The sequence below is a fragment of the Candidatus Burkholderia verschuerenii genome, assembly GCF_001189365.1.
Lineage (GTDB): Bacteria > Pseudomonadota > Gammaproteobacteria > Burkholderiales > Burkholderiaceae > Caballeronia > Caballeronia verschuerenii.
Window position 1 is genome coordinate 1 of the sequence record NZ_LFJJ01000170.1, and the last position, 12,300, is coordinate 12,300.

Annotated in this window: 10 protein-coding genes; 3 read left to right on the forward strand and 7 right to left on the reverse strand. The window is 63.0% G+C overall.

Going from position 1 to position 12,300, the window contains the following annotated elements:
- Positions 1-120: 120 nt before the first annotated feature.
- Positions 121-753: a bifunctional 4-hydroxy-2-oxoglutarate aldolase/2-dehydro-3-deoxy-phosphogluconate aldolase gene (gene eda / locus BVER_RS22450; protein ID WP_050455159.1), complete on the reverse strand. Its 633-nt coding sequence runs from the start codon at positions 751-753 to the stop codon at positions 121-123.
- Positions 754-802: 49 nt separating this feature from the next.
- Positions 803-2,737 carry a phosphogluconate dehydratase gene (gene edd / locus BVER_RS22455; RefSeq protein WP_050455160.1) on the reverse strand — a complete coding sequence of 645 codons (1,935 nt, stop codon included), beginning with the start codon at positions 2,735-2,737 and terminating at the stop codon, positions 803-805.
- 300 nt (positions 2,738-3,037) lie between these two features.
- On the opposite strand from edd, the gene BVER_RS22460 reads away from it, so the two are divergent.
- From BVER_RS22460 to BVER_RS22470, 3 genes are all read left to right on the forward strand, one after another.
- Positions 3,038-3,877: a MurR/RpiR family transcriptional regulator gene (locus BVER_RS22460; protein WP_050455161.1), complete on the forward strand. Its 840-nt coding sequence runs from the start codon at positions 3,038-3,040 to the stop codon at positions 3,875-3,877.
- 84 nt (positions 3,878-3,961) lie between these two features.
- On the forward strand, positions 3,962-4,675 hold the full coding sequence (locus BVER_RS22465) for a hypothetical protein (RefSeq protein WP_050455162.1): 714 nt from the start codon (positions 3,962-3,964) through the stop codon (positions 4,673-4,675).
- A 25-nt stretch (positions 4,676-4,700) separates the two neighbouring features.
- Entirely contained in the window at positions 4,701-5,753 is a 1,053-nt protein-coding gene (locus BVER_RS22470; RefSeq protein WP_157056171.1) for a tetratricopeptide repeat protein, read from the forward strand.
- A 33-nt stretch (positions 5,754-5,786) separates the two neighbouring features.
- Here BVER_RS22470 and BVER_RS22475 read toward each other — a convergent pair whose 3' ends face one another.
- The 5 genes from BVER_RS22475 to leuS all read right to left on the reverse strand — a co-directional run bounded on the left by BVER_RS22475 (position 5,787) and on the right by leuS (position 11,952).
- Complete coding sequence (locus tag BVER_RS22475; RefSeq protein WP_050455164.1) at positions 5,787-6,203, reverse strand: CopD family protein; 417 nt, start codon at positions 6,201-6,203, stop codon at positions 5,787-5,789.
- A gap of 22 nt (positions 6,204-6,225) precedes the next feature.
- A complete protein-coding gene (locus BVER_RS22480; protein ID WP_050455165.1) occupies positions 6,226-7,497 on the reverse strand; it encodes a glutamate-5-semialdehyde dehydrogenase in 1,272 nt (423 codons plus the stop codon).
- Positions 7,498-7,642: 145 nt separating this feature from the next.
- Positions 7,643-8,737, reverse strand: a complete 1,095-nt coding sequence (gene holA / locus BVER_RS22485) for a DNA polymerase III subunit delta (RefSeq protein ID WP_050455166.1) — start codon at positions 8,735-8,737, stop codon at positions 7,643-7,645.
- 22 nt (positions 8,738-8,759) lie between these two features.
- Complete coding sequence (locus tag BVER_RS22490) at positions 8,760-9,311, reverse strand: LPS-assembly lipoprotein LptE (RefSeq protein ID WP_050455167.1); 552 nt, start codon at positions 9,309-9,311, stop codon at positions 8,760-8,762.
- A gap of 49 nt (positions 9,312-9,360) precedes the next feature.
- Entirely contained in the window at positions 9,361-11,952 is a 2,592-nt protein-coding gene (gene leuS, locus BVER_RS22495) for a leucine--tRNA ligase (protein WP_050455168.1), read from the reverse strand.
- Positions 11,953-12,300: the final 348 nt, after the last annotated feature.

Sequence of the window (12,300 nt, forward strand, 5' to 3'; positions counted from 1 at the left end):
GGCGAAGTTCCAAACTCCCAGGAAACCATTCAGATCAATATTGCTTCTGGGAGTTCTGGGAAACACGATCTTCCGGCGGCCCCTTGCCACCCTTGACTTCGACTAATTCTGAAGGGCCGACTATTTATGCGGCGCCAGTTCGCTCGCGGCCCGCGCCAACCGCGTCACTTCATCCCAATCCTGAGCCGCCAGCGCGGCTTTCGGCGTCAGCCAGGAACCGCCGACGCACACCACGTTCGGCTGCGCGAGAAAGCTCGTCGCCGTCTCCGCCGTGATCCCGCCTGTCGGACAGATTTTCAGATTCGGAAACGGCCCATAGAACGCCTGCAACATCGGAATGCCGCCCGCCTGCTGCGCCGGGAAGAACTTGACGATTTCATAGCCCAGTTCCATCGCCGTGATGATGTCGCTCGGCGTCATCACGCCCGGCAGCAGCGGCAATCCGGCATCCTGCGCGGCCTTGTACATGTCCTTCGTCAAGCCCAGCGATACGCCGAACTGCGCGCCCGCCTTCTTGGCCTGCGCACAATGCTCCGGCTTCGTGATCGTGCCGACGCCGACCACGATGTCATCGGCCATCTGGCTGGCGCGCTCGATCGCGGCGATGCCCGCCGGCGTGCGCAGCGTGATCTCCAGCACCTTCACGCCGCCCGCGTGCAGCGCGCGCGATACGTGCTCGCCCTGTTCCACCGTTTCGAATGCCAGCACCGGAATCACCGGTCCCAGACGCACGATTTCGCTTACCGTTTTCATTTGATGCGACTCCTGGTTTCGTAGGTTTCTCTCAGATTCGAGCGTGCTTTCAGTGATGCGCCGCATGCGCCTTGTTCAGCGCCGATGCCGCCGCCCGCGCGTTGTCGCGCAGCGAGTTGCGTTCTTCGGGTTGTCCATCGGACGGTGCGTTCGCGCCGATCAACGCGCCGAACACCGACGCGCCCTCTTCCGCCGGCAACGCGGCGCTGCGGAACACGCCGAACAGTTCGTGGCCGAATCCTGCTTCGTTATCGGCCTGATTCGCCGGCGCTTCGACTTCGCGCGACGCCCATTCGTTCGCATCGATGTCGACATCGAGCACGCCCGCGGGTGCATCGATTACGATCATGTCGCCGGTGCGGACCTTGCCGAGCGGCCCTTGCAACAGTGCTTCCGGCGAAACGTGAATCACCGCCGGCACCTTGCCCGACGCGCCAGACATACGGCCATCCGTGACCAGCGCGACATGGAAGCCCTGATCCTGCAACACGCCCAGAAGCGGCGTCAACCGATGCAACTCCGGCATGCCGTTCGCCCGCGCGCCCTGAAAACGCACCACGGCCACGAAGTCGCGCTTCAGTTCGCCCTTGTCGAACGCTTCCTGCACTTCCTCTTGCGAGTTGAACACGATCGCCGGCGCCTTCACCACGCGATGCTCGGGCGCCACCGCCGAAATCTTGATCACGCCGCGTCCGAGCTTGCCTTGCATCAGCCGCAAGCCGCCGTCCGGCTGGAACGGCTCGCCGATGGCGCGCAGCACCTTCGGATCGTGGCTTTCGGCCGCGCCATCGACCCATTGCACCTTGCCGTCGATCAGCTTCGGCTCCTTCGTGTAGTTCGACAGACCTGGACCCGCGACGGTCTGCACGTCTTCGTGCAGCAGACCGCCTTCGAGCAGATTGCGCACGAGGAACGCGACGCCGCCGGCCGCGTGGAAATGGTTCACGTCGGCCTTGCCGTTCGGATAGATCTTCGCCAGCAGCGGCACGACTTGCGAGAGTTCATCGAAATCGTTCCAGTCGATGATGACACCCGCCGCCCGCGCGATCGCCACGAGATGCAGCGTGTGATTGGTCGACCCGCCCGTCGCCAGCAGCGCGACGATGCCGTTGACGATCGCCTTCTCGTCGACGACATGGCCGATCGGCACATAGTTGCCGCGCTCGAGCGTGAGATCCAGCACGCGGCGCGCGGCTTCGGCGGTGAGCGCATCGCGCAGGGGCGTGTGTGGATGCACGAACGCCGCGCTCGGCAGATGCAGGCCCATCACTTCCATCAGCATCTGATTGCTGTTGGCCGTGCCGTAGAACGTGCAGGTGCCGTGACCGTGATACGCCGCCGCTTCCGCTTCGAGCAGCGCGTTGCGATCGCATTTGCCGGTCGCGAACTCCTGGCGCACCTTGGCTTTTTCGTCGTTGGTGAGGCCGCTCGTCATCGGGCCGGCGGGCACGAAAATGGTCGGCAGATGGCCGAATTGCAGCGCGCCGATCGCCAGTCCCGGCACGATCTTGTCGCACACGCCGAGGCACAGCGCCGCGTCGAACATATTGTGCGTGAGCGCGACGGCCGTGCTCATCGCGATGACTTCGCGCGAGAACAGCGACAACTCCATGCCCGCATTGCCTTGCGTGATGCCATCGCACATGGCCGGCACGCCGCCCGCGAATTGCGCGATGCCGCCGTGCGCCTGAGCCGCCGCCTTGATGATGTCCGGAAAGCTCTTGTAGGGCGCGTGCGCGGACAGCATTTCGTTATAGGACGACACAATGCCGATATTCGGCTCGCGCACCGCCTTGATCGCAATTTTCTCCTGCCCTTCCAGCCCGGCGAATCCGTGCGCGAGATTGGCGCAGGACAGCGCGCCGCGCGCCGGAAACTTGCCGCGCGCCGCATCGATGCGCGCCAGATAAGCCGAACGCGTCGGCTTGCTGCGCTCGATCACGCGGTCGGTTACTTTTTTGAGTTGCGAATGCGGGGATGCCATCGAAGCTCCTTCGTCTCACTCCCGGCGCGCCTGCCGTCGAGGTATTGGGTTGGACATGTGCGAGGATCGGCGACTGGTTGTTCGAATTGTGTCTCGCCGAGACGTTTATGTTAGTATAAAAACTACACACGAACAATGCATTTCTACATGTGACTTTCATCTAATCGAATACCAGCAACGATCAACCCGCGTTTCAGTCAGGGAAATCCCTGAGTTCATGGTCGATAATTCATGTAGTATTTATACATTTCATCGAATCGGCTATATTCCAAGCAATTCCCAGCATAGGCGAGATTTCCGATGTTGCTGTCCCAAGTCGAGGCGATGCGCGAGCAGCTGCGCCCCTCCGAGCGCAAGCTGGCCGATTACGTGCTTGAAGCGCCGCGCGAAGTGCTCGACCTGTCGATGACCGACTTCGCGGCGCGCGCAGGCGTGAGCCAGCCGACCATCGCGCGGTTCTGTCAGGCGCTGGGGTTTTCCGGTTTCCGCGAATTCAAGATACGCCTGGCGCAAGGGGTAGCAGCGGACGTTCCCACCGTCTATCGCGACGTGCGCAGCGACGAACCAGCGGCGGGCGTCGCCGCGAAGGTGTTGGACCGGACCATCGGCGCGCTGATTCAGGTGCGCAACAGCCTGTCGTCCGATAGCGTCGCGGCCGCGATCGACCTGCTGAGCGCGGCGCGGCGCATCGAGTTCTACGGCGCGGGCGGTTCGGGAATCGCCGCGCTCGACATGCAGCACAAGTTCTTCCGGCTCGGCGTGCCGTCGGTCGCGTATGCCGATCCGCATACGTACACGACATCGGCGGCGCTGCTGCGCGAAGGCGACGTCGTCGTCGCCATTTCCAACACGGGACGCACGAAGGACATTCTCGACGCGTGCAAATCGGCGCTCGGCGGCGGCGCGAAAGTCATCGCGATCACGCACGGCAACTCGCCGCTCGCGCGACTGGCGAGCGTCGGACTCTTCGCCAACGTCGATGAAGACACGGATATTTTTTCGCCGATGACATCGCGCGTCTCGCATCTCGCGATCGGCGACATTCTGGCGGTGGGCCTGGCGCTGGCGCGCGGGCCGGAACTGGCTGAAAAACTGGCTGAAGCGAAGGATGTGCTTGAGCGGCGACGGGTCGAAGCGTAAACTTTTAGCCGCCCTTTTCGAGGCAGGCAGCCAAATTCAGGTTTTCGTCGGCTCGAGGGGTGTCACCGCATCCCGCATCACGTCATGAGCACCGCATTTTCCGTCAACGCATTCGAGTCGCGCATTCGTTCTTGCGAATTCGATGCTGCAGTCGACCTCCTGTTTCGAGCTAGGCAAATTTTTCTTTCTCGACAGCCCTTTGCCGACCTCGCACAGTTCGTGGCGCCTGGCGTATCGGCGCACACATTCGTCGCACGCATGTCCGCCTCGACTGCATCGATGCTCGGCGATCCGCGCTTCACGCTCACCGATGTGCGGTGGCATCGCCTGCTTCCGTTACGGCCGCTGATCAGGAACGTTCTCGCGATCGATCCGTCACAAAGCGCGGACCGAGTGCTCGAAAAGTGGCTTACGCTTGGCGAGCCGGCATCATCGGCGCCGCCGGACGTCGCTCGTCGAATCGCGTTTCTTTATCATCCGACATCACGGACAACGCTCAATTTCGCCTTATTGTGGCAAATGGACCGGCCTGCGGCCGCCAGTCTCGGGCTGGCGTCGTGCGGCACGTCCTACTCAGGGAGCCCAGCCACGAACGCCAGACGCATCGCGCTGCTGGAATGGCTTCCCAGCGTGCTGAACGATGTACCCGGCATCCTCGAGGTCGATCTCGAGGGGTTGTTGATGAGTTACATGTACTGTAGTTACGCGCCAACGGACCGGCGGCACGACATCAAGCGCAACGTCAATACGCTCGTGCGCCGCAAACTCGCGAACCTCGGCTTCGGCGACCCTCGATAGCGAAGCGGTCGCCCGCGCTCATCGCGTGCGCCCGCTCATGCTGGTGTTTGCCGAAGCGTTCAACAGCGGACATTCGATCCTCCGAACGCATTCCCGTACGCTGCGGGCGGTGCGTAAGTGCTTCGAAGTCGTGGGCGTGTGCTTGCCTCAAGGTATCGATGAAGCAGGCCGGCAGGTTTTCGATCGCACGATCGAGTTGAGCAGGCCGGACGATATCCCCGCGTGCATCAATCAGATCCGGCGTCTCGCGGATACCGAGCGACCGGACGTCTTTTACATGCCGAGCGTAGGCATGAGTGCGATTTCCATCTTCATGTCCAATCTGCGTATCGCGCCGCTGCAGATCGCCGGGTTGGGCCATCCGGCGACGACGCATTCCGATTGCATCGACTATGTGAGCGTCGAGGAAGATTATGTCGGCGATCCGGCGCGCTTCTGCGAGCGTTTTCTGCTGCTGCCGAAGGATGGTCAACCGTATGCGCCATCGTCGTTTCTCGGAGCGATCGGCGCGCGACGCCCGCCCGATCCGGACTGCACACATATCGCCATCGCTTCGAGTCTGTTGAAGTTGAACGCCGTTCTTCTCGAAGCTGTAGGTGAAATCAGGAAACGCTGCCGGTCGCCAGTTCATTTTCACTTCATGACGAGCGGCGGCTCGCAATTTGAAGTGTTCCGTCTGAACGCAGCATTGGAAAGCATCCTTCCGATCGGCGCATATACGATTACCAGCTGCATGCCCTATCGCATATACGTGAACCGTCTCAACGACATGGACATGTTCCTGAGTCCGTTTCCGTTCGGCAATACCAACGGAATCGTCGATGCGTTCACGGTCGGACTGCCCGGCATCTGCAAAACCGGTCCGGAAGTGTTCGAGTGGATCGACGGCGCGATGTTCGCGCGCGCATCGATGCCGGAATGGATGGTGACCGAAACGGTCGAGCAGCCACCGTCAGACTCGCATCCGATCGCGATGAGCGCGAGGCGTTGCGCGCGCGGATGCTCAGCGAGCGCGCGGTGGAGCGCTTTTTCGAAGGCCGGCCGGAAGTGTTCGGCGAGAAAGTGCTCGATCTCGTGAAGCAGCGTCACGAGGCGGCGCACTAACGCGCCCTCAAAACGGCTTGATCACCACCAGCAACACCGCGCCCATCAAGCCCAGCACCGGAAGCTCGTTGAACATCCGATACCACTTGTGCGAGCGCTTGTTCTCGCCGCGTTCGAACGTGCGCAGCAGCACGCCGCAATACGCGTTATACGCAATCAGCAGCACGACGATAAACAGCTTCGCGTGCATCCAGCCCTGCCCCGCGCCGATCCCCACGACGAGCCACAGCCACAGCCCGCACGCCAGCGCGGGCACCGCGATGAAAGTCATGAAGCGAAACAGCTTGCGCGCCATGATCAGCAGACGCGCGGTGGCGGCGGGATCGGTTTCCATCGCCAGATTCACGAAAATGCGCGGCAGATAGAAAAGCCCCGCGAACCACGAGGCGATCAGCACGATATGCAGCGATTTGATCCAGAGCATCGTTCTTCTTGTTCGGATTGCCTTATTGACGCACTTCGCCGCGCCCGAGCACCACGTATTTGAGCGACGTCAGACCGTCCAGCCCGACCGGGCCGCGCGCATGCAGCTTGTCGTTGGAGATGCCGATTTCCGCGCCCAGTCCGAACTCGAAGCCATCGGCGAAGCGCGTCGATACGTTGACCATCACGCTCGCGGAATCCACTTCGCGCAGGAAACGCATCGCGCGATCGTGGTCTTCGGTGACGATCGCGTCGGTGTGATGCGAACCGTAATCGTTGATGTGATCGATCGCTTCATCCAGATCGGCGACGATCTTGATTGCCAGCACCGGCGCGAGATATTCGGTGCTCCAGTCCTCTTCGGTCGCATCGACGAGCGCGCCGATGTTCGCCGCCTCCAGCACCGCGCGCGATGCAGCATCCACGCGCAATTCGACGTCCTTCGCCTGATACGCGCGCGCGAGCATCGGCAGCGCACGATCCGCGATGCCACGCGCGACCAGCAGCGTTTCCATCGTGTTGCAGGTGCCGTAACGATGCGTCTTCGCGTTGTCGCACACGGCCGCGGCCTTGGCGAGATCCGCGCGATCGTCCACGTAGACGTGGCAGATGCCGTCGAGATGCTTGATCATCGGCACGCGCGCTTCTTCCATCAGGCGCGCAATGAGGCTCTTGCCGCCGCGCGGCACGATCACGTCGACGAATTCCGTCATGGTGATGAGCTTGCCGACCGCCGCGCGATCCGCCGTCTCGACGACCTGCACCGCGTCCTGCGGCAGTCCGGCCGCCGTCAGCCCGACACCGATCAGCTTCGCCAGCGCCGTATTGCATTCGAGCGCCTCGGAGCCGCCGCGCAGGATGGTCGCGTTGCCGGACTTCAGGCACAGCGCGGCCGCGTCGATCGTCACGTTCGGCCGCGACTCGTAGATGATGCCGATGACACCCAGCGGCACGCGCATCTGCCCGACCTGAATCCCGCTCGGCCGATATTTCATGCCGCTGATTTCGCCGATCGGATCGGCCAGCGACGCCACTTGCCGCAAGCCTTCGACCATCGTGGCAAGCGCCTTGTCGGAGAGCGTCAGACGGTCGATGAACGCCGCGTCGTGGCCTTTTTCGCGCGCGCGGACCAGATCGCGCGCGTTCGCGGCCTTCAGCGTTTCCCGTTCGCGCTCGATGGCGTCGGCCACGGCGTTCAGCGCCGCGTTTTTCGCCGCCGTCGAGGCACGCGCCATCGCGCGCGACGCCGCACGAGCGCGGCGGCCGAGGGCGGTCATGTATTGATCGATGTTCATCGTGAGTCTCTTCCGTGCGTCCTGGCCGCATTCCGCACGATGCGGCAGCGCCTGGGATTCAGATGGCGTCAGCGATACCGGACAGTATGCCGACGCGAAAAAGTCATTCTAAGCCGTTGCACGCGAGGCAACAGCGGCGGCCGCGCTAGCGACGCGGTCGTGGCGCCGGCGCCGCCTGACCCGGCTTGCCGCCGTGCGCGACGGCCATCGCCAGTTCGAACATGCCGGCCCACGCGTCGGGCGGCGTCTCGTTGCCGCGCCGGCCGATACCGCCGGTCAGTCCTTTCACCTGCCGGTCGAGCCGCGCCGCCAGCGACAGCGCTTTCTCCAGCGCCTGATCCGTCACGCGCGACAGCGCCGGACCGATCAACCGCTCGCGCGGACCCCAGACACGGTTCTCGCGCAACAGCACCGCGAGCGGCTTGCCCGACGCGACGCCGCGCTTGATCCGCAGCAGCGTGCGGACTTCCTCGACGAGCGCCCACAGCACGAGCGGCGCGGCCGTGCCTTCGCCTTTCAGCCCGTCGAGCATGCGCGCGAGGCGGCCGACGTCGCCCGTCAGCATCGCCTCGTTGAGCTTGAAGACGTCGTAGCGCGCGACGTTCATCACGGCATCGTGAATCTGTTCGAAACTCAGCACGCCCTGCGGATACAACAGGCCAAGCTTCTGGATTTCCTGATGCGCCGCCAGCAGATTGCCTTCCACGCGCTCGGCGACGAACAACAGCGCGCGCCGTCCCTCCTCGCCCGGCTCCACGCGCTGGCCCTGCTGCGCGAGACGCTGTCCGACCCACATCGGCAATTGCGCGCGATCGACCGGATCGATCTTCAGCGCCACGCCCGCGCCGCCAGTCAGCGCGGTGAACCACGCGGACTTTTGCGTCGCGGCATCGAGGCGCGGCAACGTGACGAGAAACAGCACGTCGGGATTGCCGGCGGCGGCGAGCGTCTTGAGCGCTTCCGCGCCTTCCTTGCCGGGCTTGCCCGTCGGAATGCGCAGTTCGATCAACTGGCGATCGCCGAACAGGGACATCGACTGACTCGCGCCGATGAGCGCGCTCCAGTCGAAACTACGCTCGACCGTAAACACCGTGCGATCCGTGAAGCCGCCCGCGCGCGCGGCCGCGCGGATGCGATCGCACGCCTCCTGCGCGAGCAGATGCTCGTCGCCATAGACGACGTACAAGCCTTTCAGGTCGCGGGCGAGATGCGCTTCGAGCGCGTCGAGCTTCAGTTGCATGGCGATTCCGCGGGCGCGCCGATCAGAGCGGCGGCACGGGCAACGGCGCGCGCGGCGCGATGCCCGACGTCTGTTCGCTCGGCGCGGGATACAGCGAGCGAACCGTCGCGAGACGGCGCGTGAGCTGATCGACGGCGTCGTTGCGCATGTCGTTGTAGAGCAGCGTCGACTCGGACTTCTTGGCGAGCGTGTACTGATCGCTATACGTCATCGAGCGGTTCAGCGCGATGGCGCTCGGCGGAATCAGCAGCGTGCCGTCCGCGCCCATCAGCGAGTAGTTCAGGTTGTAGACGAGTTCGTATTCCTGCACGACGCCCTGCGCGTTCAGGCTGAGCGTGCGCATGCCCGGCGCTTCGGACAGATTCAGCGTGGCGTCGGGCTTTTCATACGACTTGACGATGACGGTATCGCTGCCGCCTTCGACCATGCGTTCGAGGCGCGCGACCATTTGCGGCACGCCGCCCGTGATGGCGAGGCGCTTGAACGTGTAGTCCTGCTGTCCGCGCAACTGGAAGCCGCACGCGGACAGCGCCGCCGCGCCGCCCAGAAGCGTGAGAAACGATCGCCTGCTCATGCCGGCTGTACGGGTCACATCGACTCCCTTGGTGTTGTGCATCGGACGATCAGACGACCACGTTGACGAGACGCCCCGGCACCACGACGACCTTCTTCGGCGCGCGGCCTTCCGCGAATTTCTCGAACATTTCATGCGCGACGGCGGCTTTTTCGATGGCTTCGCGCGAAGCATCCTTCGCGACCGTCAATGCGCCGCGTACCTTGCCGTTCACCTGAAGCACGAGTTCGATTTCCGATTGCTCGAGCGCGGCTTCGTCGACCTTCGGCCACGGCGCGTCGAGCAGCGGGCCGTGTTCCTTCTCGTAACCGAGTTCGGACCACAACTGGAACGTGATGTGCGGCACGACCGGATACAGCACGCGCAGCAGCACGCTGAAAGTTTCGTTCAGCACGCCGACGCCCGCGTTCTTCGCGCCGTCGAGCGCGTTGAGCATCTTCATCACGGCCGACACGACCGTGTTGTACTGCAGGCGGCCGTAGTCGAAATCGGCCTGCTTCAGCACGGTATAGATTTCGCGGCGCAGCGCGCGGTCGGCATCGTTGAGCGTCGATGCATCGAGCTTGCCGTGCTGGCGCGCGTCGGCCTGATCGTGACCGAAGTGCCACACGCGGCGCAGGAAGCGGCTCGCGCCTTCCACGCCCGCGCCCGACCATTCGAGCGATTGCTCCGGCGGCGCTGCGAACATCACGAACAGACGCGCGGTATCCGCGCCGTATTGATCGATCAGCGTTTGCGGATCGACGCCGTTGTTCTTCGACTTCGACATCTTTTCGACGCCGCCGAGCACGACCGGCTGGCCATCGGCGTTCGACGTCGCGCCGCTCGGACGACCCTTGTCGTCATGCGCGACGGTGACATCCAGCGGGTTGTACCAAGTCTTCTTGCCAGACGCGTCTTCGCGATAGAACGTTTCGTTCAGCACCATGCCCTGCGTGAGCAGATTCTTCGCCGGTTCGCTGAACTTGACGAGACCCATGTCGCGCATGACCTTGGTCCAGAAGCGCGAATACAGCAAGTGCAGGATCGCATGCTCGATACCGCCGATGTACTGGTCCATCGGCATCCAGTAATCGGTGCGCTCGTCGAGCATCGTCTTGGCGTCCGGCGCGCTGTAGCGCGAGAAGTACCACGACGAATCGACGAAGGTGTCCATCGTGTCGGTTTCGCGCTTCGCCGCCGCGCCGCATTTCGGGCACGTGCAGTTCAGGAACGCGTCGGACTTCGCGAGCGGATTGCCCGAGCCGTCCGGCACGAGGTCTTCCGGCAGCACGACGGGCAGATCCTTCTCCGGCACCGGCACGTCGCCGCACGATGGGCAATGGATGATCGGAATCGGCGTGCCCCAGTAGCGCTGACGCGAAATGCCCCAGTCGCGCAGACGCCAGGTGATCTGCTTGTTACCGAGGTCTTTCGCCTTCAAATCGGCGGCGATCGCGTTGATCGCTTCCTCGGTGGTCATGCCGTCGTACTTGCCGCTGTCGACGAGACGGCCGGCGGTCTTGTCGCCGTACCACTCTTCCCACGCGTCGGTCGAATACGTCTTGCTTTCGACCGCGATGACCTGCTTGATCGGCAGGTTGTATTTCTTCGCGAAGGCGAAATCGCGTTCGTCGTGCGACGGCACGCCCATCACAGCGCCTTCGCCGTAGGACATCAGCACGTAATTGCCGATCCACACTTCGACTTGCGCGCCTGTCAGCGGATGCGTGACGAAGAAGCCGGTCGGCACGCCCTTCTTTTCCATCGTCGCGACATCGGCTTCGGCGACACCGCCGCGCTTGCATTCGTCGATGAAGGCTTGCAGATCGGCGTTATCGCGCGCGAGACGCGTGGCGAGCGGATGCTCCGCCGCGATCGCCGCAAACGTGACGCCCATGATGGTGTCGGCACGCGTTGTAAAGACGCGCAGCAGTTTCGCTTCGCCGTCGATTTCATACGGGAAGCCGAAGTTTACGCCGAAGCTCTTGCCGATCCAGTTCTGCTGCATGATCTTGACGCGCTCGGGCCAGCCGAGGCCTTCGAGATCGTCGAGCAGCTGATCCGCGTAATCGGTGATGCGCAGGTAGTACATCGGAATTTCGCGCTTTTCCACCAGCGCGCCCGAGCGCCAGCCGCGCCCGTCGATGACCTGCTCGTTCGCCAGCACGGTCTGATCGACCGGATCCCAGTTCACCGTGCCCGTCTTCTTGTACGCGATGCCCTTTTCCAGCATCTTGAGGAACAGCCACTGGTTCCACTTGTAGTAATTCGGCGAGCAGGTGGCGACTTCGCGCGACCAGTCGATGGCGAGGCCCATCGACTGCATCTGCTTCTTCATGTACGCGATGTTGTCGTAGGTCCACTTCGCGGGCGGCACGTTATTGGCCATCGCGGCGTTTTCGGCGGGCATGCCGAACGCGTCCCAGCCCATCGGCATGAGCGTGTTGTGGCCGTTCATGCGCAGATAACGGTACATCACGTCGTTGATGGTGTAGTTGCGCACGTGACCCATGTGCAGCTTGCCCGACGGATACGGCAGCATCGACACGCAATAGAACTTGGGCTTGGCCGATGTCTCGGTCGACCGGTAGACGTCGTTCGCGCGCCAGTTGCTTTGCGCGGCGGATTCGACGTCGGCGGGTACGTATTTATCGTGCATGGTGTGGTGGGCTCTACGCTTACGCTTTGTGCAGGAGGGTGCTTTTTTTCGCTCGCGATGCGGGTGGGCTTGTGCTGGATCGGCCGTTGGCGTCGGTTCGATGGGCAAAGGGCGATTATACCGTTGTCGTTTGGTGGTATTGCTGGCGCTTTTTTTTGGGGGGGGGTTGTTGTGTTTGTCTTTTTGTTTTCGCGCTGTTTTTTGGTGTTTTCGCTTTGTTGATTCAGTAGCCGCCTCCCCGGCGGAGGGGTCACTTTCTTTGCGGCGGCAAAGAAAGTAACCAAAGAAAGCCGCTTGCCGATCCTAAGCACCTTCTTGAGCGGCCCCGGCACAGAACCTTAGACTTGG